Annotated in this window: 23 protein-coding genes; 13 read left to right on the top strand and 10 right to left on the bottom strand. The window is 66.3% G+C overall.

From position 1 onward, the window contains the following. Positions 1-72 precede the first annotated feature (72 nt). From acpA to AB3G31_RS00920, 3 genes are read left to right on the top strand one after another with little or no spacing between them, the layout of a single operon-like run. Positions 73-1,458, top strand: a complete 1,386-nt coding sequence (gene acpA / locus AB3G31_RS00930; RefSeq protein ID WP_367848375.1) for an acid phosphatase — start codon at positions 73-75, stop codon at positions 1,456-1,458. A 42-nt stretch (positions 1,459-1,500) separates the two neighbouring features. Continuing rightward, entirely contained in the window at positions 1,501-2,574 is a 1,074-nt protein-coding gene (locus AB3G31_RS00925) for a porin (protein WP_367848374.1), read from the top strand. A gap of 24 nt (positions 2,575-2,598) precedes the next feature. After that, complete coding sequence (locus tag AB3G31_RS00920) at positions 2,599-3,636, top strand: imelysin family protein (RefSeq protein ID WP_367848373.1); 1,038 nt, start codon at positions 2,599-2,601, stop codon at positions 3,634-3,636. A gap of 140 nt (positions 3,637-3,776) precedes the next feature. Here the strand turns inward: AB3G31_RS00920 and AB3G31_RS00915 are convergent, their stop codons facing one another. The 4 genes from AB3G31_RS00915 to AB3G31_RS00900 form a co-directional block, all read right to left on the bottom strand. Continuing rightward, on the bottom strand, positions 3,777-4,775 hold the full coding sequence (locus AB3G31_RS00915) for a Bug family tripartite tricarboxylate transporter substrate binding protein (RefSeq protein WP_367848372.1): 999 nt from the start codon (positions 4,773-4,775) through the stop codon (positions 3,777-3,779). A 121-nt stretch (positions 4,776-4,896) separates the two neighbouring features. Then, complete coding sequence (locus AB3G31_RS00910) at positions 4,897-5,844, bottom strand: 2-hydroxyacid dehydrogenase (RefSeq protein ID WP_367848371.1); 948 nt, start codon at positions 5,842-5,844, stop codon at positions 4,897-4,899. A 15-nt stretch (positions 5,845-5,859) separates the two neighbouring features. Beyond that, positions 5,860-6,855 carry a Bug family tripartite tricarboxylate transporter substrate binding protein gene (locus tag AB3G31_RS00905; protein ID WP_367848370.1) on the bottom strand — a complete coding sequence of 332 codons (996 nt, stop codon included), beginning with the start codon at positions 6,853-6,855 and terminating at the stop codon, positions 5,860-5,862. A gap of 244 nt (positions 6,856-7,099) precedes the next feature. Further along, positions 7,100-8,053 carry a Bug family tripartite tricarboxylate transporter substrate binding protein gene (locus AB3G31_RS00900; RefSeq protein ID WP_367848369.1) on the bottom strand — a complete coding sequence of 318 codons (954 nt, stop codon included), beginning with the start codon at positions 8,051-8,053 and terminating at the stop codon, positions 7,100-7,102. A 148-nt stretch (positions 8,054-8,201) separates the two neighbouring features. Between AB3G31_RS00900 and AB3G31_RS00895 the strand changes: the two genes are divergently transcribed. After that, the gene (locus AB3G31_RS00895; protein ID WP_367848368.1) at positions 8,202-8,918 is read left to right on the top strand and encodes a FadR/GntR family transcriptional regulator; all 717 of its coding nucleotides are present in this window, start codon (positions 8,202-8,204) and stop codon (positions 8,916-8,918) included. A 66-nt stretch (positions 8,919-8,984) separates the two neighbouring features. After that, positions 8,985-10,565 (top strand): galactarate dehydratase, encoded by a 1,581-nt coding sequence (gene garD / locus AB3G31_RS00890; RefSeq protein WP_367848367.1) that lies wholly within the window; start codon positions 8,985-8,987, stop codon positions 10,563-10,565. A gap of 73 nt (positions 10,566-10,638) precedes the next feature. Here garD and AB3G31_RS00885 read toward each other — a convergent pair whose 3' ends face one another. Next, complete coding sequence (locus tag AB3G31_RS00885) at positions 10,639-11,451, bottom strand: M48 family metallopeptidase (protein ID WP_367848366.1); 813 nt, start codon at positions 11,449-11,451, stop codon at positions 10,639-10,641. Between the two features lie 32 nt (positions 11,452-11,483). Between AB3G31_RS00885 and AB3G31_RS00880 the strand changes: the two genes are divergently transcribed. The 8 genes from AB3G31_RS00880 to AB3G31_RS00845 all read left to right on the top strand — a co-directional run bounded on the left by AB3G31_RS00880 (position 11,484) and on the right by AB3G31_RS00845 (position 20,056). After that, positions 11,484-12,851 carry an AmpG family muropeptide MFS transporter gene (locus AB3G31_RS00880; RefSeq protein ID WP_367848365.1) on the top strand — a complete coding sequence of 456 codons (1,368 nt, stop codon included), beginning with the start codon at positions 11,484-11,486 and terminating at the stop codon, positions 12,849-12,851. Between the two features lie 146 nt (positions 12,852-12,997). Continuing rightward, complete coding sequence (locus AB3G31_RS00875) at positions 12,998-13,714, top strand: winged helix-turn-helix domain-containing protein (protein WP_367848364.1); 717 nt, start codon at positions 12,998-13,000, stop codon at positions 13,712-13,714. A gap of 121 nt (positions 13,715-13,835) precedes the next feature. Beyond that, entirely contained in the window at positions 13,836-15,149 is a 1,314-nt protein-coding gene (locus AB3G31_RS00870; protein ID WP_367848363.1) for a sensor histidine kinase, read from the top strand. Positions 15,150-15,450: 301 nt separating this feature from the next. Next, positions 15,451-16,314, top strand: coding sequence for an alpha/beta fold hydrolase (locus tag AB3G31_RS00865; RefSeq protein ID WP_367848362.1), 864 nt, complete (start codon positions 15,451-15,453; stop codon positions 16,312-16,314). A 77-nt stretch (positions 16,315-16,391) separates the two neighbouring features. After that, a complete protein-coding gene (mgrA, locus tag AB3G31_RS00860) occupies positions 16,392-17,441 on the top strand; it encodes an L-glyceraldehyde 3-phosphate reductase (RefSeq protein ID WP_367848361.1) in 1,050 nt (349 codons plus the stop codon). A 243-nt stretch (positions 17,442-17,684) separates the two neighbouring features. After that, on the top strand, positions 17,685-18,767 hold the full coding sequence (locus AB3G31_RS00855; protein ID WP_367848360.1) for an alkene reductase: 1,083 nt from the start codon (positions 17,685-17,687) through the stop codon (positions 18,765-18,767). A gap of 186 nt (positions 18,768-18,953) precedes the next feature. Further along, the gene (locus tag AB3G31_RS00850) at positions 18,954-19,337 is read left to right on the top strand and encodes an antitoxin Xre/MbcA/ParS toxin-binding domain-containing protein (protein WP_367848359.1); all 384 of its coding nucleotides are present in this window, start codon (positions 18,954-18,956) and stop codon (positions 19,335-19,337) included. After that, positions 19,334-20,056 carry an RES family NAD+ phosphorylase gene (locus AB3G31_RS00845; RefSeq protein ID WP_367848358.1) on the top strand — a complete coding sequence of 241 codons (723 nt, stop codon included), beginning with the start codon at positions 19,334-19,336 and terminating at the stop codon, positions 20,054-20,056. The genes AB3G31_RS00850 and AB3G31_RS00845 overlap by 4 nt, the downstream gene beginning before the upstream one ends. Before the next feature lie 31 nt (positions 20,057-20,087). Here AB3G31_RS00845 and AB3G31_RS00840 read toward each other — a convergent pair whose 3' ends face one another. From AB3G31_RS00840 to AB3G31_RS00820, 5 genes are all read right to left on the bottom strand, one after another. Then, positions 20,088-21,107: a GGDEF domain-containing protein gene (locus tag AB3G31_RS00840; RefSeq protein ID WP_367848357.1), complete on the bottom strand. Its 1,020-nt coding sequence runs from the start codon at positions 21,105-21,107 to the stop codon at positions 20,088-20,090. Positions 21,108-21,320: 213 nt separating this feature from the next. Further along, on the bottom strand, positions 21,321-22,277 hold the full coding sequence (gene waaF, locus AB3G31_RS00835) for a lipopolysaccharide heptosyltransferase II (RefSeq protein ID WP_367850271.1): 957 nt from the start codon (positions 22,275-22,277) through the stop codon (positions 21,321-21,323). A 40-nt stretch (positions 22,278-22,317) separates the two neighbouring features. Further along, positions 22,318-22,515, bottom strand: coding sequence for a zinc-finger domain-containing protein (locus AB3G31_RS00830; protein WP_367848356.1), 198 nt, complete (start codon positions 22,513-22,515; stop codon positions 22,318-22,320). 2 nt (positions 22,516-22,517) lie between these two features. Then, positions 22,518-23,468: a branched-chain amino acid transaminase gene (locus tag AB3G31_RS00825; protein WP_367848355.1), complete on the bottom strand. Its 951-nt coding sequence runs from the start codon at positions 23,466-23,468 to the stop codon at positions 22,518-22,520. A 53-nt stretch (positions 23,469-23,521) separates the two neighbouring features. Next, positions 23,522-23,953, bottom strand: coding sequence for a glycerate kinase (locus AB3G31_RS00820; RefSeq protein WP_367848354.1), 432 nt, complete (start codon positions 23,951-23,953; stop codon positions 23,522-23,524). Between the last annotated feature and the right edge of the window lie 4 nt (positions 23,954-23,957).

Below are 23,957 nucleotides of genomic sequence, written 5' to 3'. Positions count from 1 at the left end.
TACACCCCTTTTTTTGCACTGCGTTGCACACGTGTGCGTTACGTTTTTATCCTTACACCACAGGAGACTTTGATGCGCCTGCCTTTACGACCCGTCGCCCTGGCGACCGCCTTGCTGCTGTCCGCTTGCAGCACCTACCAGCCCGCCCAACAAGCGTCTGCACCCGACCCCCAACTGGCCAAAATCGGCCAGATCGTGGTGGTCTACCTGGAGAACCGCAGCTTCGACCACCTGTTCGGCCTGTACCCCGGTGCCAACGGCGTGGCCAATGCGCGGGCGCTGGGCCAGGGCGTCGTGCAGGTGGATGCCAACAACCGGCCCTACGCCGTCCTGCCGCCGCCCGTTGCCGACAAATCCGGCAAGCCCGATGCACGCCTGAGCGCCCCCATCCCGAACGGCCCGTTCCGTCTCGACCCCAAAGTCGGCCTGAATGACACGATGTTCAGCCCCATCCACGCCTTCTGGGCCAACCAGCGCCAGATCAATGGCGGGCGCAACGACCGCTTCGTGGCCGACGGCAACAGCGGCGGCCTGCTGATGGGCACCTACGACGGCAGCTCGCTGGGCCTGTGGAAGCTGGCGCAGCGCTTCACCCTGGCGGACAACTTCTTCCAGTCGGCCTTTGGCGGTTCGTTTCTGAACCACTTCTGGCTGGTCTGCGCCTGCACCCCGGTGTACGCCAACGCGCCCCACCACATCGTGGCACTGGACGCCCAAGGCCGATCCATCGAGCCGGATGAGCCCGAAGCCTATGTGACGCAAGACGGCTATGCGGTCAACACCATGCAAAGCACCTGGCTTTTTGATCCCACCAAAAAACAGGCGCTGCTGCCACCGCAAACCGCCCCCACCATTGGCGACCGCCTGAGCGACAAGGGCATTCCCTGGGCCTACTACGGCCAGGACTTCAACCGTGCCGTGGCCGCTACCCAGGCGGGCAAGGGCGTGGCCAGCTTTTCGTACCACCACCAGCCGCTCATCGCCTTCAAGCGCTTCATCGACAGCGCCGCCGAGCGCAAGGCCCACCTGAAGGACCGCGAAGACTTCATGGCCGATGTGCGCGGCGGCACCCTGCCCCCGGTGGCGTTCTACAAACCCACGGGCGGCATGAACATGCACCCGGGCCGTGGCAGCGTAGCCGCGGGCGATGCCGAAGCCACCGAGATCGTCAACGCCATCATGGCCGGGCCGCAGTGGAAGAACACCGTGGTCATCGTCACCACCGACGAAAACGGCGGCTTCTGGGACCACGTTGCACCGCCCAAGGGCGACCGCTGGGGCCCCGGCTCGCGCATTCCCGCCATCGTGGTGTCGCCATTCAGCGAAGGCGGCCACATCGACCACACCCAGTACGAAACCGTCTCCATCCTGAAGCTGATCGAAGACCGTTTTGGCCTGGCCCCGCTGGGCACCCGCGATGCCAAGGCCACCAGCCTGGCCCGGGCCCTGAAGTTCTGATTTCCCTGACCCTGCACTTTTAACAACAACGAGGAGACAAGCATGCAACATCCCAACCACTTGCCGGTACGCGCCCTGGCCGCCATTGGCCTGGCCTTGCTGGGCACCACAGCCCAGAGCCAAACATCCAGCGAAAAGACCGGTGTCACGCTCTATGGCCGGGTCGATGTGGGCCTGCGCAACGCGCCCACCGACCTGTCGAAAAACGACGACCGCCAATGGAGCGTGGGCAACAGCTCGGCCGGACGCTTTGGCTTCATCGGCAAGGAAGACCTGGGCGACGGCCTGGCCGCCGTGTTCCGCCTGGAGTCGCGCTTCGATGCCGACACCGGCGCGGTGCAAACCGACAAGAACGCCACCGGCCAGCTGTTCAAGCAGTACGCCTACGTCGGCCTGCAAAGCCAGAAGCTGGGCAGCATCACCCTGGGCAAACAGTCCAGCCCGGCCGACGAGGCCAATGCCAGCCGCTTTGAAGCCTTTGACGGCGACAGCCTGGCCGCCAACGGCAGCCGCACCGCCCGGGTGTTCCAGAAATGGAACAACGCCATCTACTACGCCACCCCGCGCTGGAGCGGTGTCAAGCTGGGTGTGGGTGCCGCCCCCGGCGAAGGCGTGCACACCCGGGCCTACGGCCTGGTGGCGCTGTACGACCAGGGTCCGCTGTCGCTCAGCAGCTCGTACCAGCGCGAGAGCTTTATCGAAGGCTCGCCCGACAAAGCCGGTGACGATGCCCGCACCACCGTCACCCTGGCGGGCTCGTACGACTTCGCGCGCTTCAAGCTGCTCGGCCTGTACGCACGCTCGTCCAAGCTGAACCTGGCCGACACCGGGGCCGAGCGGGTGCTGACCCTGGGCACCATCGTGCCGCTGGGCCAACACCGGCTGCTGGCTTCGCTGCGCTGGATCGATGGCGACCAGATCAAGACCACCGGCGACCATTCCAGCGACAAGGACAGCGTGCGCCTGGGCCTGGGCTACCAGTACGACTTCAGCAAACGCACCCTGGTGGCCTTATCCCTGGCGCAGGAGCGCATGAAAACCTTCGCCAAAAACGGCTCCGAAGCCAGCGCCCGCAATGGCACCGGCTACGAAGTGGCCTTGCGCCACAAGTTCTGACAGCACGTTCTGAGTAGGAGCCCCATGCTGCGCACCCTGTTGCTGTGGATCACCCTGGGCTGCACCGCCCCGGCCTGGGCGGCTCCTGCCGACCAGCCGTTTGAGGCCTACACCCGCTTTGTGCGCGGCATCTACACCCAGTGGTATGTGCCGGGGGCCGACGACTTTGCCATGCAAAGCCAAACCCTGGTCGGCAGCCTGCAACAGCTGTGCGCCGCCGACGCAGCCGCGGAGGCACCGGCAGGGGCCGAAGCCCGGCAGCAATGGCTGCGCACCGTGTCGGCCTGGGAGCGTTTCTCCGCCGTGCGGGGCGGGGCGCTGCTGGCGCGCCGCTCGCCGCGCAGTCTGGACTTCATGCCCACCCGGCCCGAAGCCATTGCCGAGGCGGAGCGCACGGCACCGGCTGACGCAACCACACTGGAATCCATCAGCGCCCCGGCCAAAGGCCTGCCCGCGCTGGAGTGGCTGCTGTGGCCCGGCAAGCTGCGCGCGCACACGCCCGCCTGCCGCTACGCAGAACAGCTGGCCAGCGACATCCTGGCCGAAGCCCGGGCCCTGCAAACCGCCTATGCCGCCGCCGTGCAAGCGGGGTGGGACGACCCGGAGGCCGAGTACGCGATGTACGAGTTTCTGAACCTGTGGAACGGTGCCCTGCAAAAGCTGTGGCGCGAAGACATCGACCGCACCCTGCAAAAACTCAACGCCGGGCGCTTTGCCACCTTCAACCGCCAGGCCAGCGGCCATGCAGCACAGGCCTGGGCCATCCACTGGCAGGCCTTGCGCAGCCTGGCCCTCGGCCCCGCGTCCGGCACCGACGCACCCAGCCTGCAAGCCTATTTGCTGGCCCAAAACCATGCGCCCCAGGCCCTGCTGCTGCAGCAGGCCGTGGCCCACGTGGACCAGGCCATGGACCGCCTGCTGGCCAGCCGCGACCCCACCGCCGCCAGCGTGCCGCTGCACCAGCTGGTCACGGCCTTGAAGGCCCTGCAGCACTTCACCGAAAAAGACCTGGGCCCGGCCCTGCAGTTCACCATCAGCTTCTTTGACGAAGACGGAGACTGATGGGGGCGCCTGAACCGCTGGAGCCAGTGCCCAGAGCAGGCCCTGCGGTAGCGGTGGCCCGCCCTCTCAATTGCTATTCAATATATAGCTGCTCTCGCCCATTCCATAAGCGCAAAGGGCCGATTTGGCTTAAAGCCCCATCAACCCGTCCCCTCCGGCTTGATCTGCGCCCGGGCAATCACCGGCTTCCAGCGGGCCTGCTCGGCCTTGATGAAGGCATCGAACTCGGCGCTGCTGCTGCCCACGGCCAGGGCGGTTTCGTGGGACAGCTTTTCCACCACCAGTGCGCTGCGGGTGGCCTTGATGGCCTCGGTCTCCAGCTTGGCCTGGTTCGCCTTGGGCCATTTGCTGGGCACCATCAGGCCGTACCACTGGGTCATCTCGAAGCCCTTGAAGCCCTGCTCGGCCACGGTGGGCACGTCGGGCAACTGCGGCAGGCGCTGGGCCGTGCCGGTGGCGATGCAGCGCAGCTTGCCTGCCTTGATGAAGGCCAGCAGCGCGGGCGCGCCCACCGACGCGGCCTGCAGGCGCCCGGCCATCAGGTCGGTCAGCATGGGGCCGGTGCCGCGGTAGGGCACGTGCAGCATGAAGGTGTTGCTGACCATCTTCAAATACTCAAACGCCAGGTGCCCGGCGCTGCCGTTGCCCGCCGAGCCGTAGTTCAGCTGGCCGGGTTTGGTCTTGGCGTAGGCGATGAATTCGGTGAGGTTTTTCACCGGCAGGTCGGGGTGCACCACGTACAGGCTGGGCACTTTGCTGACCAGGGTGATGGGCGCAAAGTCGCGGGCCGCGTCGTAGGGCAGCTTGGCAAAGATGTAGGGGTTGACAGCCAGTGTGCCGATGTGGCCGAGCACCAGGGTGTGGTCGTCGGTGCTGTTGGCCACCTCTTGCATGGCAATGTTGCCTGCCGCACCGGGCTTGTTGTCCACAAACACGTTCTGGCCGATGGTTTTGGCCATCTCGCCCGCCACGGCGCGGGCCACGATCTCGGAGCTGCCGCCGGGGGCGAAGGGCACCACCAGGCGCAGCGGTTTGCTGGGCCAGGCGGCCTGGGCGCGGGCAGACGGTAGCAGGCTGGCAGCCGCTACGGCGGTGGCCGCCCGCAATACCTGGCGGCGGGGAAGGATGGGGGGGTACATGGCGCGTCTCCGGTGTTTTTGCAGGGCTCCATCATGCCGGATAAAAACCGGCCTGGGCCACCGCAAAAACTACAAAAACAATAGCTGCTCTCGCTGATGGAATAAGCGCTAGAGGCCTATTTCATGCCAAAGCCGAGGCCTGTACCTGCCCCGTGGCATAAAAGGCCCGCAGGTTGGCCACCGTCAGCGCTTCCATAGCCTGGCGGGTTTCGCGGGTGGCGCTGGCGATGTGCGGCAGCAGCACCACGTTGTCCAGCGCCATCAGCTCGGGCGGCACATGGGGTTCATCGGCGTACACGTCCAGCCCGGCCCCGGCGATGCGGCCGGTTTGCAGGGCCTGCACCAGGGCCGCCTGGTCTACCACCGAGCCGCGCGCCACGTTGACCAGAAAGCCGTTGGGGCCCAGCGCGTCCAGCACCTCGGCGTTCACCAGGTGGTGGGTGGACGCGCCCCCGGCGGCAATGACCACCAGGGTGTCGGCCCAGCGGGCCAGCTCCACCAGCGCAGGCTCGAACTTCCAAGGCACACCGGCCACCGGCTTGCGGTTGGTGTAGCGGATCTGCATCTCGAAGCCGGTAGCGCGCTGGGCGATGGCGCGGCCAATACGGCCCAGGCCCAGAATGCCCAGGCGCTGGCCGGTGACCTTGCGCGCCAGCGGAAACTTGGCCGTGGGCCAGGCACCCCGGCGTACAAAGCGGTCGGCGGCGCTGGTGCCGCGGGCCACGTCCAGCAGCAAGGCCATGGCCAGGTCGGCCACGCAGTCGTTCAGCACCTCGGGTGTGTAGCCCACCTGGATGCCGCGCTGGGCGGCCACCGCCAGATCGATCTTGTCCAGCCCTACGCCGTGGCTGGAGATGACGCGCAAGCCCGGCAGCGCTGCCAGCAGTGCGGCCGAGGCCCCCGCCGGGGCCGAGGTGGCCAGGCCGGTGAAGCGCGCGCCATGCTGGGCCAGAAAGCCCTGCGGATCGGCCTGGTCGGCCAGGCGCTGCACGTCAAATTCGGCGGCCAACGCGGCCTCCAGGGCGGGGGCCAAGGGGCCATTTTGCAAAAGTGGGGGGCGGCTGGTCATGGTGTGCTTTCTGGCTCAGTCAAGGCCAATTTTCTGGTCCTGGATGATTTGGGTGTAGCGCTTGCGGTCATTGGCGATGAGCTGCTGGAACTGGGCGGGGGTGGTGCCCTTGGGCAGCGCGCCCAGTTCGGTCAGCCTGCGCTGGGTGTCGTCGGCGGCCAGCACCTCGCGCACATCGGCCGAGATTTTGTCCACCACGTCCTTGGGCGTGCCGCCGGGGGCCAGGATGCCGATCCAGGAAATAGAGTTGAAGCCCGGCAGTGCGGCTTCGGCCAGCGTGGGCACGTCGGGCAGTGCCGGTACGCGCTTGTCGCCGGTCACGGCCAGGGCCCGCAGGCTGCCCGACTTGATGTGGCCGCTGCTCTCCAGCACGGTGGCGAAGGTAAGTTGCACGTGGCCCGCGATCAGGTCGGCAATGGCCGGGCCGCCGCCCCGGTAGGGCACGTGCAGCACAAAGGTGCCAGTGCCGCTTTTGAACATCTCGGCGGCCAGGTGCATGGAGCCGCCCGCGCCCGAGCTGCTGTAGCTCAGCTTGCCCGGCTGGGCCTTGGCGTAGGTGATGAATTCCTTGGCGGTCTTGGCGGGCACCTGGGGGTTGAGCAGCATGACCAGCGGCAACTCGGCCACCAGCGAGACGGGCTCGAAGGCGCGGTCCGGGTCGTAGGGCATCTTTTTGTACAGCGCCGGGTTGATGGCCTGGGTGCCGATGTTGCCCATCAGCAGGGTGTAGCCGTCGGGCTTGGCCTTGGACACAAATTCGGCCCCGATCATCCCGGCAGCCCCGCCTTTGTTGTCCACCACCACCGGTTGGCCCCATTTCAGGGACAGCTTCTGCGCCACCAGGCGCGCGCCGGTGTCGGTGCCTCCACCAGGAGCAAACGGCACAACCAGGGTGACCGGGCGGCTGGGGAACGAGCCCTGCGCCAGCGCCAGGCTGGCAGACAGGGCGGTGAAGATGGCAATGGATGCAGCGATCGATGCGGCCTTGACCAGGCGTGTGGTGGTCGCCATGGTCTTACACCGCACCAGTGGCTTCGGCGTACAGCGCGTACACCGCATGGCAGCGCGCCGGGTACAGACTAATCGAAGAAGCGAGGTGGATGTTTGGCATACGGTGTCTCAGTGGTGGTGGTCAGTGGGCGAAAAAACCAGGGCCTTGATCGGCCAAAGCACCTGCGTGGGGTGCGGCCGACCAGCGGCCTTACCCCCCAGTGCCAAGCGGGCACGCTGGGGTTGGAACGAATGCCGGAGGTAATCAGTCGGCGGCGATTTTGCGGGTTTCGATCAGCTTCTTCCAGCGGGCCGACTCGCTGGCCTGGTAGGCGGCGAACTGCTCGGGGGTGTTGGCCACCAGCTCAAAGCCGACGTCGATAAACTTTTGCTTCACCACCGGGTCGGCCAGGGCCTCCATCAGTGCGGCGTGGATCTGGGCCTTGACTTCGGGCGGCAAGCCCTTGGGGGCCACCACGCCCTGCCAGGAAGTGGCCACCGCGTCCTTCACGCCGGCTTCGGCCAGGGTGGGCACATTGGGCAGCAGGGGCGAGCGCTTGTCGCTGGCGATGGCCAGGGTGCGCAGCTTGCCCGCGTGGATGTGCTGGATCACCGAGTTGATGTTCTGGAACGCCGCATCCACCTGGCTGCCCAGCAGGTCGGTAATGGCGGGCGCGCCGCCCTTGTAGGGCACGTGCAGGCCGGAGGTGCCGGTTTGCAGCCAGAACAGTTCGGCGCTCAGGTGGTCGGACGAGCCATTGCCTGCCGAGGCAAAGGTCAGCGCGCCGGGATTGGCTTTTTCGGCGGCAATCAGGTCGGCCACGGTTTTGAACGGCGAGGCCGCGGGCACCACCAGCACGTTGGGGGCTTGCACGGCCACCGTCAGGTAGTCAAAGTCTTTGGCCGGGTCGTAGGCCACCTTCAGCAGGTGCGGGGTGATGACCAGCGGCCCCAGCGAGGTGACCATCAGGGTGTAGCCATCGGGTGCGGCCCGTTTCACATAGGCCGCGCCGATGCTGCCGGTGGCCCCGGCCTTGTTTTCCACGATGACGGTTTGCTTGAACTTCTCTTGCAGCTTGGGGGTAATGGCGCGGGCCAGCGCATCCGACGAGCCGCCGGGCGGGAACGGCACCACCAGGGTGACGGTTTTGTCGGGCCAGGCGTAGGCACTGGTAGACAGTGCAAGGGCCATCGATACCAGGGCAAGGGTCTTTTTCATGGGGGTCTCCGAATAAGTAGGCACCTGGACACAGCCCGGGTGTTGTCAGGCATTCTATGAATTTATGTAAATGTGTCAAACAACTTTGCGTATTTTCGGGTAACTTGTCAGAGCCTGTCAGAATGCCAACTCCTCTGCCCCTGCCGCCATGAACGAAACCCTGCTGCAAACCGACGGTGTCGGTTCCCTGCCCGACCGCATCTACGCCCGCGTGGTCGAGGCCATTCTGCGTGGCGACTTTACGCCGCACAACAGGCTGCCCACCGAAGGCGCCTTGAGTGCCCAGTTTGGCGTGTCGCGGCCCACGGTGCGCGAGGCGCTGGCGCGGCTGCGCTCGGACGGCATCATCGACTCCAAGCGCGGCGCGGGCAGCACCGTCATCCGCGCGCCAGGCGCACCGGTGGTGGTGGCCACGCCGATCAAAAGCCTGGCCGACATCGAGCGCTATTACGCATTCCGCAGCTGCATTGAAATGGGCGCTGCCGCCGGGGCCGCCGAGTTCCGCGACGACGACGACCTGGTGGCCCTGCACGCCGCCTTCGACGCGCTGAACACCGCCATGGAGAGCGGCCAGTCCGGGGCCGAAGAAGACGTGCGCTTCCACCTGGCCATTGCCAACGCCTCGCACAACCCGTTTTTTGTAGCCACCATCGCCACCAGCGTGGCCCCGATCCGGCAGTTCATCGAGCTGGCCCGCAACGTGACCGACAAGAAGAGCCCGACCCGCGTGCGCGCCACCCAGGCCGAGCACCAGGCCATCGTCGATGCCATCGAGCGCCGCGCCTCCGCCGAGGCGGCCGAGGCCATCCGCATCCACGTACTGAACGCCAAACGGCGGATTTTCGAGCGCACGCCGCTGCCCTGAAGACCGCTTAGTTTGCTTGACAACTTATAAAGTTGTCAGATAATCGTGCCCACATTGGAGATTTTGATGCCAGCAGCTACGCCCCACACCATCCGCATGCACCTGCGCGACAACGTCGCCATCGTGGCCAACGACGGCGGCCTGGCCGCAGGCACGGTGCTGCCTGGCGGCCTGGTGCTGGTCGACAAAGTGCCCCAGGGCCACAAAGTGGCGCTGGTCGACCTGCCCGCCGATGGGCCGGTACTGCGCTACGGCATCCCCATCGGCTACGCTTTGCAAGACATTCCCGCCGGGAGCTGGGTGCACGAGCGCCTGCTGCGCATGCCCGATGCACGCGGGCTGACCGACTTGCCCATGGCCACCGTCAAGCCCGAAGCCCAGCCCCCGCTGGAGGGTTACACCTTTGAGGGCTACCGCAACGCCGACGGCTCGGTGGGCACGCGCAATATTTTGGCCATCACCCAGACGGTGCAGTGCGTGGCCGGGGTCACCGACTTCGCGGTGCAGCGCATCAAGGCCGAGCTGCTGCACCGCTTTCCCAACGTGGATGACGTGGTGGCGCTGGAACACAGCTACGGCTGCGGCGTGGCCATCGACGCGCCGGGCGCCGAGATTCCCATCCGCACCCTGCGCAACATCAGCCTGAACCCCAACTTTGGCGGCGAGGTGATGGTGGTCAGCCTGGGCTGCGAAAAGCTGCAGCCCGAGCGCCTGATGCCGCCCGGCACCATTCCGCTGGTGGACGAGCGCAACGTGGCCGATGTGGGCACCAGCGCCGACACCCCCCTCGACGTGGTGTGCCTGCAAGACGACGCGCACGTGGGCTTCATGTCGATGGTCGAATCCATCGTGCGCCAGGCCGAAGTGCACCTGGAGCGCCTGAACGCCCGCCGCCGCGTCACCGTGCCTGCGGCAGAACTGGTGGTGGGCGTGCAGTGCGGCGGCAGCGACGCGTTTTCGGGCGTCACCGCCAACCCCGCCGTGGGTTTTTGTACCGACCTGCTGGTGCGCGCCGGGGCCAGCGTGATGTTCTCGGAAACCACCGAGGTGCGTGACGGCATCGACCAGCTCACCTCGCGCGCCAGCACCCCCGAAGTGGCCGAGGCCATGGTCAAAGAGATGGCCTGGTACGACGCGTACCTGCAGCGTGGCAAGGTGGACCGCAGCGCTAACACCACGCCCGGCAACAAAAAAGGCGGCCTGTCCAACATTGTTGAAAAAGCCATGGGCTCCATCGTCAAGAGCGGCTCGGTGGCCATCACCGGCGTGCTGTCGCCGGGCGAGAAGCTCAAGCAAAAGGGTTTGACCTACGCGGCCACCCCGGCCAGCGACTTCATCTGCGGCACCCTGCAACTGGCCGCGGGCATGAACCTGCACGTCTTCACCACCGGCCGCGGCACGCCCTATGGCCTGGCCCCGGTGCCTGTCATCAAGGTGGCCACCCGCAGCGACCTGGCCCGCCGCTGGCACGACCTGATGGACGTGAACGCAGGCACCATCGCCGACGGGGTGGCGACCATCGAAGATGTGGGCTGGGAGCTGTTCCACCTGATGCTGGAAGTGGCCAGTGGCCGCAAAAAAACCTGGGCCGAGCACTGGAAGCTGCACAACGCGTTAGTGCTGTTCAACCCGGCCCCGGTGACCTGAAGCCGGGTTGCTATTGATAAAGTAGCTGCTTGCGCTGATGGAATAAGCGCCAAAGGCACTTTTAAGCACTTTTTTAGCTCTTTTTAGCCTGCTCGTACAACGGCAAAACCCGGGGCAGGTTCTTTTGCATTTCGGCAATGCGGGTGCTGCCCGCCGGGTGGGTACTGAGCCACTGGGGCGGCGCACCCTTGTTCTGGGCGGCCATCTTTTGCCACAGGGTGATGCCTGCGCGCGGGTCGAAACCGGCGCGGGCGGCCAGCTCCAGACCGACCAGATCGGCCTCGCTTTCGTCCGAGCGGCTGAACTGCAGGCTCAGCAGCTGCGCCCCGCCGCCGATCACCGTGTTGCCCAGTTGCCCGGCACCCAGCCACTGGCTCAGTAAATTAGCCCCCAGGTTCGTGGCCACCGACTTGCCCATGCGCTCGCGGGCGTGTTCGCGCAGGGCGTGGGCGATCTCATGACCCATCACGGCAGCCACTTCGTCGTCGGTGAGCTTGAGCGTGTCCAGAATGCCGGTGTAGAAGGCGATCTTGCCGCCGGGCATGCACCAGGCGTTGATCTGGTTGCTGCCGATCAGGTTCACCTGCCACTGCCAGTCTTTGGCGCGCGGGTTCCAGTCGGCGGTAAACGGGATGATGCGCGCGGCGATGCGGCGCAGGCGCAGCAGTTGCGGGTGGTTGGCCGGGGCCAGCGCCTGCTGCTGGTTCGCCTGCTGCAAGGTTTGCTGGTACTGCGCGCGGGCGGTTTGCTCCACCGACTCGGCCGGCACCAGCTTGGAAAACGCCGAGTTGCCGCCCACCTCCACCCCGTCACGCGCCCACGCCAGCGGGGCCGCCAGCAACGCAGCCGCCAGCAGCACCTGTGCCCATCCACGCTCTGCGTCCATTCGAGATCCTCCTGAGAACGTATTATTCCCGGATGACGCAAACCCGCACCGCCAGCCCCGCAATTCCCACTTCGCCAACCGAACAAGCCCTCCCCGTCCGCTGGATCGACACCCTCAAGGTCTACAAAGAGCCAGCCACCCTGCGCATGCTGTCGCTGGGCTTCTCGGCCGGGCTGCCGCTGTTGCTGGTGCTGGGCACGCTGGGGTTTTGGCTGCGCGAGGCCGGCATTGACCGCACCACCATTGGCTACCTGAGCTGGGTGGGGCTGGCCTACGGCTTCAAATGGGTCTGGGCTCCGCTGGTGGACCACCTGCCGATCCCCGTGCTGACGCGCCTGCTGGGACGTCGCCGCAGCTGGTTGCTGCTGGCCCAGGCCGCCATCATGCTGGGCCTGGTGGGCATGGCCAGCACCGACCCGCAGGTGGCGTTGAACCGCGTGGTCTGGTGTGCGCTGGCGGTGGCCTTTGGCTCGGCCACGCAGGACATTGCGCTGGACGCCTTTCGCATCGAATCGGCCAACACCGAGCGCCAGGCCGCCCTGGCCGCGGCCTACCAGACCGGCTACCGGCTGGCGATGATCTGGGCCGGGGCCGGGGTGCTGTGGATTGCCGCGCGGGCCGAGGTGGCCGGGGCGCCGCTGTACCAGCCAGGCGCCTGGCAAACCGCCTACCTGGTCATGGCCGCCAGCATGCTGGTCGGCGTGGTCACGGTACTGGTGTCCCGCGAACCGGTGCGCATCGCCATGCCCGCCACCCGCAACGCGGCCGAGTGGCTGCGCAGCGTACTGATCGAGCCGTTTGCCGACTTTCTGCGCCGCTACAAGGGCCAGGCCCTGCTAATCCTGGCGCTGATCGCCGTCTACCGCATCAGCGACGTGGTGATGGGCATCATGGCAAACCCGTTTTACGTGGACATGGGCTACACCAAGGACGAGGTGGCGGCGGTGACCAAGATTTTCGGGGTGGTCATGACCCTGGCGGGGGCCTTCATCGGCGGCGTGCTGTCGATGCGCCTGGGCGTGATGCGGGTGCTGATGCTGGGCGCGGCGCTGAGCTCAGCCACCAACCTGCTGTTTGCCTGGCTGGGCGGGCAGGGGCACAACCTGCAGGCCCTGGTGTGGGTGGTGTCGGCCGACAACCTGGCCGGGGGCATTGCATCGGCGGCGTTCATCGCCTATCTTTCCAGCCTGACCAACGTGCAGTACTCGGCCACCCAGTACGCGCTGTTCAGCTCGATGATGCTGCTGGCACCCAAATGGCTGGCCGGGTTCTCGGGGCGGTTTGTGGATGCCTACGGCTACAGCCAGTTCTTCACCGCCACGGCACTGATGGGCGTGCCGGTGCTCCTGCTGGTGGCCTTGGCTTCCAGGGTAAAAACGCCTTCTGCGCTTGTGGAATAAGCGTAAGCAGCTCTTATTTCAGGAGCAAAACCTGTGTAAAGTTTTTACCCAACTTTACAGGGGCTACAACCGGGATTGGCAGCGAAGGTGCACCATCACTTTACAAAGCGATTTCTCCTTTCCCCCCGATTCAAGATGGACACCCCATGAGCGCACACCTGCTAATGATTGAAGACGACACCCGCCTGGCCGGTATGGTGGGCGAGTACCTGGGCCAGTCTGGCTTCACGGTGGCGCATTCGCCCACCGCCAATGGCGGCCTGGGCATCCTCAACGGCCCGTCCAGCGCCACCCGGCCCGAGCTGGTGATCCTGGACCTGATGCTGCCCGACATGGACGGCCTGGAAGTCTGCCGCCGCATCCGCACCACCTCGGGCGAGGTGTCGCAAATCCCCATCCTGATGCTCACCGCCAAGGGCGACCCGCTGGACCGCATCATCGGCCTGGAGCTGGGTGCCGACGACTACCTGCCCAAGCCCTTCGAGCCGCGCGAGCTGCTGGCCCGCATCCGCGCCATCCTGCGCCGCCGCACCGACGGCACGGCCACGCCGCACAAGGTGCTGCAGTTCGGCACGCTGGAGATCGACCGCGACGCGCGCTCGGTGTCGGTGGCCGGCAAGGCCTGCGACCTGACCGCCTACCAGTTCGACCTGCTGGTGACCCTGGCCGAGCGCGCCGGGCGGGTGCTGACCCGCGACCAGATCATGGAAGCCGTGCGGGGCCGCGAACTGGAAGCCTTTGACCGCAGCATCGACGTGCACATGGGCCGCATCCGCGCCGCCATCGAGGCCGACCCCAAGAACCCGCGCCGCATCGTCACCGTGCGCGGCGCAGGCTACGTGTTCGCCAAGCAGCAGGATTGATGCAACACCCCCCGGGCTGCGGCGGCGGCCTGGCAAAGCCAGTTCCGCGCTGTTCGCGAAGGGGGCTTGCTGCGCTCGCCCTGTGAATTGGATGTCGTTTTGATCCCTTAGCATCGTCCCCATGCAACCCACTCTTCCCAATATGCTGCAGCGGCTGTACGTCCGCATCTGGCTGGCCGTGCTGCTGGCCGTGGCGGTGCTGACGCTGCTGGTGGGCTGGGCCTGGCGCATGGCCACCGACCCGCCGCTGCGCGACCTGGAAATCCGCAACCGGTCCGGCGAGATCATCGGCAAGGGCACCTCGCGCGGGCTGCGCAGCACCACCCGCGGGCCGGACGGCGAACGCTACCCGCACATCGCCGCCAGCGCGCCAGAGGAGCCCGAAGATGCCGACGAACCCAACAGCGACACGCCGCCTCCAGCCGATGCGCCCCAGGGCCGGGGCCCCGAATTCGTGGTGCTGATGCAAGACGGCCAGAAACTGCTGGTACACCTGCCCCGCCCTACCCGCGCCGCCTGGCTGCGCCCGCCCTTCGGCTTCTTCTGGACGCTGGGCCTGGTGGGCCTGGCGATGGCGCTGGCCATGTACCCCATCATCCGGCGCCTGACGCGGCGGCTGGAATCGCTGCAGCGCAGCGTGGAGCAATGGGGTGCGGGCGACCTCTCGGTGCGCGTGCCCATCCACGGGCAGGACGAGGCCGGTCTGCTGGCGCAGCGCTTCAACACCGCGGCCGAGCGCATCGAGACCCTGGTGGCCTCGCACAAAACCCTGCTGCAGTCGCAAAAGTCGCTGCTGGCCAATGCCTCGCACGAGCTGCGCAGCCCGCTTACCCGCATCCGCATGGGGCTGGAGCTGATGGGCTCCACGCCCTCGCCCACCTTCAAGAACGAGATCAACCGTAACATCGCCGAGCTCGACCAGCTGGTCGAAGAGATCCTGCTGGCCAGCCGCCTGGACGCCAAGGAAGCCGACATGGGCACCGTCGAAGAGGTCGATCTGATCGGCCTGGTGGCCGAAGAATGCGCCCGGCTGGATGCCGCGTTCGAGGTCGGCGAAGCAGGTGCCGATAGCGCAGATGGCGACCACGAACAAACCTTCGTGGTCCAGGGCGTGGCCAAACTGCTGCGCCGCGCCATCCGCAACCTGCTGGAAAACGCCCGCCGCTACAGCACCGGCGAAGTCAGCGTCAGCCTGCAGCAACACGGCCAGTACGCCGTGCTGCGCGTGTTCGACCGCGGCCCCGGCGTGCCCGCCGCGCTGCGCGAGCGCATCTTCGAGCCGTTCTACCGCCTGCCCGGTGCCAGCGAAACCAACGGCGGCGTCGGCCTGGGCCTGGCCCTGGTCAAGTCCATCGCCGAGCGCCACGGCGGCACGGTGCGCTGCGAAGGCCGCGAAGGCGGCGGGGCCTGCTTTGTGATCGAGCTGCCCTGCTGAGCAAAAAACCCGCGCACATCAGTTACGTTTTTTAGCAATTTAGAGCCATTTTTGTGAGCCTTTACGGGCAGGGCGGGCTTTACCATGCTCCTGCAGTTCCGCTCAATACAGCCAACGCTGGTGCAGGACCCATGGGTTTCGATGCCTCGGCGCATTCCATGCAGAGCCCCACCGGTGCCTGCCCATATGGATCTGAAGCCCCCCATGGCGTGTGTCGGCAGAAAGAGATCCTCATGGGAATTTCCGGCCCCCGCCGCCCCGCTACCGACGAATCCCGCCGCCTGTGCCAGGGTCGGGTGCCATGAGCGGCAGCACGCCCTTTTTTGCCACCACCGCAGACGGCGTGCGCCTGGCGTTGCGCCGCATCGGTCCGCCCAAAGGCACGCCGGTGCTGCTCTCGCATGGCTCATTTTCCAACCATGGCACCTGCCTGGGGCTGGCCAGCTACCTGGAGACCATGGGCTGGACGGCCTGGGTGTTCGACTGGCGCGGGCGCGGCGACAGCGGCACACCGGCGACCGCCGCCTGCTTCGATGCGGTGGCCCGCTGGGATGTCCCCTGTGTGGTGGACGCGGTGCTGGCCCACAGCGGCCACGAGCGTCTGTTCTGGGTGGGCCATTCCGGCGGTGGGCTGGTGGCCGCGATGTGGCTGGCACGCCATCCGCAGCTAGGCCAGCAGAAAATTGCCGGTCTGGCCATGCTGGCCAGCCAGGCCACCGAGGCGGCACGGCATTGGCGGGCCCGTGCCGCACTGCGGCTGTTTGACGGCTACCTGCGCTGGCATCCCACGGCCCACGGTCCCCGCTTGCGCATGGGCCCGGAAAACGAAGACGCCGCCATGATGCGCCAGTGGTGCCGCTGGAATTTGCGCCAGGTGTTCCATGGCGACGATGGCTTTGACTACCTGGCCGGACTCTCCACCCTGACGCTACCGGTGCTGGCCCTGGCGGGCAAAGGCGACCGGCATATCGCCCCTCCACTGGGCTGCCACAAGCTGATGCAGGCCTTTGGCAGCGTGGACCGCAGCTTCGAGATCTGTGGCACAGCACAGGGCTTTCTGGAAGACTACACGCATAACCGCCTCATCCTCTCGCGCAGTGCCCGCAAGGAGATCTGGCCCCTGGTGGGGCAATGGCTACGGGAACGACTAGACAACAGGGTTTAGTACGAGCAGCGCACCAACTCCTGCGCAACTCCCTAGAATGTTCCATCCATTCCCACAACATGCCGGAGACAAACCCCATGAGCTACCACGCCGCAGCCGACCGCTACGCCGACAAAATGCATTACCGCCGCACCGGGCGCAGCGGCCTGAAACTGCCCGCCATCACCCTGGGCCTGTGGCACAACTTTGGCGACACCACGTCCATGGCCACCCAGCGCGCCATGCTGACCACCGCCTTTGACCTGGGCATCACCCACTTCGACCTGGCCAACAACTACGGCCCGCCCTACGGCAGCGCCGAGAGCAACTTTGGCGAACACATGCGCCGCGACTTCCGCCCCTACCGCGACGAGCTGGTGATCTCCAGCAAGGCCGGGTACGACATGTGGCCCGGCCCCTATGGCCAGGGCGGCGGCGGACGCAAATATGTGCTGTCCAGCCTGGACCAGAGCCTCAAACGCATGGGCCTGGAGTACGTGGACATCTTCTACTCGCACCGTTTCGACCCCGACACCCCGCTGGAAGAAACCATGGGCGCGCTGGCCAGCGCGGTGCAGCAGGGCAAGGCGCTGTACGTGGGCGTGTCCAGCTACTCGGCGGGCAAGACCCGCGAGGCCGCTGCGCTGCTCAAGCAAATGGGCGTGCCCTGCCTGATCCACCAGCCGTCGTACAGCATGATGAACCGCTGGATCGAAGAAGACCTGCTGAACGCCTTGGAAGACAACGGCATGGGCTGTATCGCCTTCAGCGCGCTGGCCCAGGGCCTGCTGACCAACAAGTACCTGAACGGCATTCCGGCCAGCGCCCGCATCAACCAGCCCGGCGGCGGCTCGTTCAAGAGCGAACACCTGAGCCCGCAAAACCTGGCCCACGTCAGCGCCCTGAACGATATGGCCCTGGCGCGCGGCCAGAGCCTGGCGCAAATGGCCATCGCCTGGGTGCTGCGCGACCCGCGCATGACCAGCGCCCTGATCGGTGCCAGCCGCCCCGAGCAGATCGTGGAACTGGTGGGTGCGCTCAAGCAACTCGACTTCAGCGCCGAAGAACTGGCCCGCATCGACCAGCACGCGGTGGACGGCGGCATCAACCTCTGGAAGCGCCCCTCGACCGACCAGCCACTGGCCTGAGCGGCTGCGGAAAAGTTCAAGGAAAAAGTGACTCCTGTGCTTATGGCATAAGCACAAGCAGCTACTGAATAGATAGCGGCCGAGGTTTCACGTGAAACCGGCTTCGCGCCTGGCGGATGGGGCGGTGGTGCCTGTCCGGCAACACCGCGTTTCGTACACAGCCCCTTCCAAATTCGCCGCAACGCCCCATCTGCCCAGATCTGGCCCCACGGCCCCACCTTCTTTTTTCTGGACATTGCCCCTATGCCCTCCCTGTTCGACCCCCTCCAGATCGGCAACTTCACCGCCCCCAACCGCATCCTGCTGGCCCCGCTGACGCGCGGGCGGGCGACGCGCGAGCACGTGCCCACCCCCATGATGGCCACCTACTACGCGCAGCGGGCGTCGGCCGGGCTGGTCATTTCCGAGGCCACCGGCATCAGCCGCGAAGGCATGGGCTGGCCCTATGGCCCCGGCATCTGGACTGGCCAACAGGTCGAGGCCTGGAAGCCGGTGACCGACGCGGTGCATGCGGCGGGCGGGCACATCCACCTGCAGCTCTGGCACATGGGCCGCATCGTGCACCCCAGCTTTCTGGGTGGCGCCCAGCCGGTGTCGGCCTCGGCCACCACCGCCCCGGGCGACGCCCACACCTACAGCGGCAAGCAGCGCTATGCCCAGGCGAGGCCCCTGGCCCTCGACGAAATCAAACGCCTGCTGGACGACTACGCCCACGCCGCCCGCAACGCCATGGCGGCGGGTTTTGACGGGGTGCAGGTGCACGCCGCCAACGGCTACCTGATCGACCAGTTTTTGCGCGACAACAGCAACCTGCGCGACGACGCCTACGGCGGCCCGGTGGAAAACCGCATCCGCCTGCTGGCCGAAGTGGCCCAGCGCGTGGCCGATACCGTGGGCGCCGGGCGCACCGGGGTGCGCCTGTCGCCCAACGGCGACTCGCAGGGCGTGAACGACAGCGACCCCGAAGCCCTGTTCAGCGCCGCCGCCCGGGCGTTGGATGGCATCGGCATCGCCTACCTGGAACTGCGCGAGCCGCCGCTGAACGGTACTTTCGGCAAGGCCGACCGGGCCCCCGTGCACCCAGTGATCCGCAAAGCCTTCCATGGCCCGCTGTTCCTCAATTCCGACTACAGCCAGGCCCGCGCACAGGCCGCACTGGACGCGGGCGAGGCCGACGGCATTGCCTTTGGCCGCCCCTTCCTGGCCAACCCGGACCTGCCCTACCGCTTCGCCCACGGCCTGCCGCTGAACCCAGATGTGCCCGCCACCTGGTACAGCCAGGGACCCGAGGGCTATACCGACTACCCGGCGGCAGCGCGCAGCTGAGGCGGCCCGTGGGCGCCGACTGACGGCGCTCACAACCTAGGGCCAAATGGGCTGCCAGCGCTTATTTCATAAGCATGGGCAGCTCTTATAAATATAGCAATTGGCGGCGTGGCGGGTTTCAAAGAATATTGCTTGCAAATTGCAAAATATATTGATATTCTTTCAATTGAAACTTATGGAATATCTATGTCCGCCACCGCACCTGTCCCGCCCCCCTCCCCCGACCCCGGCATGGTACTGGCCAAAGCCACGCTGCAGGCGGCCACCCTGCTGGGCTTTACCGGCACGGTGCTGGGCAAGGTGATCGGCCTGAGCGAGGCCTCGATTTCGCGCATCGGCACCGGCGAGCGGCCGCTGCAGCCCAGCACCAAGGAGGGCGAGCTGGCCGCGCTGCTGGTGCGGGCCTATGCCGCGCTGGATGCGATGGTGGGCAGCGACCCGCAGCGGCGCCTGGCCTGGCTGACCAGCCACAACAAGGCCTTGAACGGCACACCCAAGGAGCTGGTGCAAACCGTGCAGGGCCTGGTCCAGGTGACCAGCTACCTGGACAGCATGCGGGCCAAGCTGTGAGCCCGCTGGAAATCGACCCCGGCTGGATCACCCAGTCGCTGGCGGAGTACGAGCATGGCCTGGAAAGCGATGTCTGGCGCGCCGTGGACGGCCTGGAGGGCATGGCCACGCTGCGTCTGGTCGACACGCTGGCCGAGCTGCAGGTGCTGGAGCAGATCCTGGCCGCCAGCCTGCCGCCCTTGCCGCCCGAGGCCGTCCTGCTGGACCCCCGGCTGGGCACGCCGTTTCGCCACACCGGCTTGCACGCCTCGCGCTTTCGCCCGGCCCAGGCCACCGGTATCTGGTACGGGGCCGATTCGCCCGAGGCAGCCTGCGCCGAAGTCGGCTACTGGCGCTGGCGTTTTCTGATGGACAGCGAGGGCCTGCGCGGCGGCCATCTGGTGGGCCCGCTGACCCTGTTTCACGCCATGGTGGCCGGCCCCTGCCTGAACCTGGAAAGCCCGCCCTGGAACGCCCACGCCGCGGTGTGGAGCGACCCGCGCGACCACCGGGCCTGCCTGGCGCTGGCCGAGCAGGCGCAGGCCCAGGCGGTGCAATGGATCCGCTACCCGTCGGCGCGCAGCCCCGAGGCCTTCAGCGCCGCCGTGTTCGACCCGCAGGCCCTGGATGTGGTGGACCCGCACGCGCAGCAAACCTGGGTGCTGAAGGTCAGCGCGCAGCGGCTCCTGTGCAGCCACGCAGGTGAACGGCTGGAAATAGCCACCGAGGGCTGGGTGTAGGCCGCCCTGGTCGCTGCGCCCGGTAGCGCAGTTAGAACAGCTCGACGTCCATGTGTGCGTCGGCCACTTGCAGGGCACCGCTGGACATCAACTCTTCGTAGAAGCAAACCTGGTTACGGCCATGCTCCTTGGCGTAGTACAGGGCCTGGTCGGCATGGCCGAGGATCTCCACCGGCGCACCCTGGCTGGTGCCGGTAAAGCCCACGCTGACGGTGACGCGACCGACCTGGGGGAATTCGTACGCTTCAATGTTTTTGCGGAACCGGCTGAAGATGCTGCGGGCCCGCTCCAGCTCGGCCGACCGCAGCAGCACCACGAACTCCTCGCCGCCAAATCGGAAGATGCGGTCGTTGGCGCGGAAAGAAGAACGCAGCAGATTGGCCACCAGGATCAGCACCTCGTCGCCATACACATGGCCAAAGCGGTCGTTGACCAGCTTGAAATGGTCGATGTCCACGACCGCCAGCCACTGGGTGTCGACGCCGCGCCGCTCACCGGGCGGTGCGCTGCTGCGGGCGGCGCGCGAGAACTGCTCGTCAAAGGTCTTGCGGTTGAACAGGCCGGTCAGCGCGTCCCGTTCGCTGTAATCCAACAGGCTCTGGTAGTTGCGGTAGACCTCGATGATGCCGTGGATCACCTCTACCGTCTGGGCGCTATAGGCCTTGTCGTTGGTGATCTCGATGCAGGACACCACCTTTTTGTCCAGCCGCACCGGTAACCACAACGTGACCCCACCATCGGCGGCAATGCGCTGGGTGCTTTTGGTCTCTTGTTCTATACATTCCAGCAACTCGGGGTAGCCGCTGAGAGGCTCGCCGTGTTCTGGGCCCGGATGCTCGCTCTCGGCCAGTACCAGGCCGCCGTCGAGCAGCAGCACCGGGCGTACCGAGGTTTCGCCTTGGTGGGTGGAGAACTCGAGCTTGCGGATGCGGCGAATGTCCATGAGCTGGCGCAGCGCCGAGACCACCGACAGCTCCAGCCGAGATTGGTCGCGGTGGCCAGTGATATCCACCAGATGCTGCAGGATCGGGGTTTGGTTCTTGGTGTTCATCGGAGTGTGGGCGGGGTCCGTGTGTTTCTACGAGAGCCTGAGCGGGCCGACAAACAGGCCGGATGGGGACCCAGCTTCCTCCGCCCGGGTTGTCCAGGCATCCTTGCAGCCGATGTCGAAAGCACTGCAGCCGCGAAATGTAACATTTCTTTGCAGAATTCAAGCACAAATTGCGACTCGGCCGCAGGATCTTGCGATTCGGCCACGCAAGCTTCAGGCCAGGGCCGCCAGCACCCGTTGCGGCGTCACATCCACCAGGCAGCGGGTGTGGCCCAGCGGGCAAGTACGCTGGAAGCAGGGCGCGCAGTCCAGCGGCGGCTGGTAGGCGGCATCGTTTTTGAGCCACAGCACCTGGGCACGGTCGTTCAGCGGCGGGGTGTGCAGCGGGCTGCTGGAGCCAAAAATGGCCACCTGCGGCACGCCAAAAGCGGCGGCCACGTGCATCAGGCCGGAATCATTGCTTACTATGGTTTTGGTAGCTGCTATCGCCGATAGCGCCTGCTCCAACGTGGTTTTTCCTGCAAAGTTCAGGGCCCAGCCGGGACGCGCAGCGTTGACCGGTGCAGCTATCTCCTCGCACAGCGCCCGCTCCTTGCCCGAGCCCAACAGCACCACCGGCAGGTCCAGCTGCTGGGCCAGCGCGGCAAAGTGGGCGGCCGGCCAGCGCTTGGCCGGGCCAAACTCAGCCCCGGGCGCAAACACCGCATAGCCGCCGGGCTGCAGGCCCAGGTCGGCCAGCGACTGCGCCACCAGGCGCGGCGGCATCTGCAAGCGGGGGCGGTCGCGGTCCAGGCCGGTTTCGCCACTCAGCGCGGAATAGAAGGCCACCATGGGCGGTCGCTCGTCGCGGGGCGGATTTTTCAGCCGCTCGGTCAGCAGGCCGATGCGGGCTTCGCCCAAGTAGCCGACCCGCCGGGGGATGCGCGCCAGAAACGGAATCAGCGCGCTTTTGAGTGAATTGGGCAGCACGTAGGCCGCGTCAAACCGACCGTGCAGCTGTGCCGCCATGGCCCGCCGCGCCTGCCACTGCAGGCCGCCGTGCTGGAACGGAAATTCGACCACCTCGGCCACCTGCGGCATGGCCCGGTACACCGGCGCCACCCAGGGCAGCGCGCCCACGGTCAGCCGCTCGCCCCGCGCCTGCAGGCGGCGCATCAGCGGCTCGGTCATCACCGCGTCCCCAATCCACTGGGGGGCGATGACCAGGGAGTTAGTGGCCACCGCCGAAGTGCTCACCCGCCTTCAGCGCGTACACCGTGCCGCAGTAAGGGCACTTGGCCTGGCCGGTATGGGCCACGTCAAGGTACACCTTGGGGTGGCTGTTCCACAGGGCCATGTGGGCTTTGGGGCTGGGGCAGAACACGCCGCCTTGGGCGTTCAGGTCTTTGGCTAGCAGTTCAATGGACATGTTCAGACTTTCGTGAGCCAGTGGGCGTATTTGGGATTGCGGCCGTTGACGATGTCAAAGAAGGCCGCCTGGATTTTTGCGGTGATCGGGCCGCGGCTGCCAACGTAGTCGTCGCGGCCGAGTTCGATGCGGTCGAGTTCGCGGATGGGCGTGACTTCGGCGGCGGTGCCGGTGAAGAAGGCTTCGTCGGCGATGTAGACCTCGTCGCGGGTAATGCGCTTTTGCACCACTTCCAGGCCCAGGTCCTTGCAGATGTGGAACACGGTGTTGCGGGTGATGCCGTTGAGGGCACCGGCGGACAGATCGGGGGTGTAGACCACGCCGCCCTTGACCACAAACAGGTTTTCGCCTGCGCCTTCGCTGACAAAGCCGTTGGCGTCGAGCAGCATGGCTTCGTCATAGCCGTCGTCGGTGGCTTCCATGTTGGCCAGGATGGAGTTGGTGTAGTTGCTCACCGCCTTGGCCTGGGTCATGGTGATGTTGACGTGGTGGCGGGTGTAGCTGGAGATCTTCACGCGGATGCCGCGCTGCATGCCCTCTTCGCCCAGGTAGGCACCCCAGGGCCAGGCGGCGACCATCAGGTGGATAGTGTTGCCCTTGGGCGAGACGCCCAGCTTCTTGTCACCGATCCAGGTCAGCGGGCGCAGGTAGCCCGATTCGAGCTTGTTTTCGCGGATCACGGCGCATTGCGCATCGTTGACCTCTTGCTGGGTGAACGGGATCTGCATGCGCAGGATCTTGGCGCTGTTGAACAGGCGCTCGGTGTGTTCCTGCAGGCGGAAGATGGCCGGGCCGTTGACGGTGTTGTAGGCCCGCACGCCTTCGAACGCGCCGCAGCCGTAGTGCAGGGTGTGCGTGAGCACATGGATCTTGGCATCGCGCCATTCGACCATCTGGCCGTCCATCCAGATTTTGCCGTCGCGGTCAGACATCGAAGGGGGTAGCGGGGACATGGCGGTTCCTAGGGGGGTTGTAGAGGGGTGAAGAAACTAATTTTACGGGTTGCTCAGGCCGCGCCAGGGGCCGCAGCAGGCGGCTCGCCATCGTCTTGCGGGGGGCGCAGCAGTTGCCATTCCACCAGCTTGCCACCCGCGAAGGTGCAGGTCACAAACGAGGCGCTGGCATCGGTCCAGCGGTACAGCTCAGGCTGGGTGTCTTTGGGGGTTTGCAGCGCGCCCAGCGACTTGGTCATGGCCACCACGTGCAGCAGGGTCACGCCGGGGCGCAGCTTGGCGTTGAGCATCACCGCACTGGCCACCGTGCCGATGGGCCGGTTGGCCGCGCGCGTCATCACCTGCATCATGCGGGAAAAATGCAGCAGCCCCCACATCACGACCAGGCCCAGCGCCAGGGCCACACCGGCCCAGGAATATTCGCGAAACGCCACTACCACCACCGCTACAACGCCCACCGGAACCAGGATTTTCTGAAATTGCATGCAG

Source organism: Rhodoferax sp. WC2427 (assembly GCF_040822085.1).
Taxonomy (GTDB): Bacteria; Pseudomonadota; Gammaproteobacteria; order Burkholderiales; family Burkholderiaceae_C; genus Rhodoferax_B.
The sequence above is the reverse complement of the archived record's forward strand: the minus strand, read 5'-3'. Positions and strand labels throughout refer to the sequence as shown.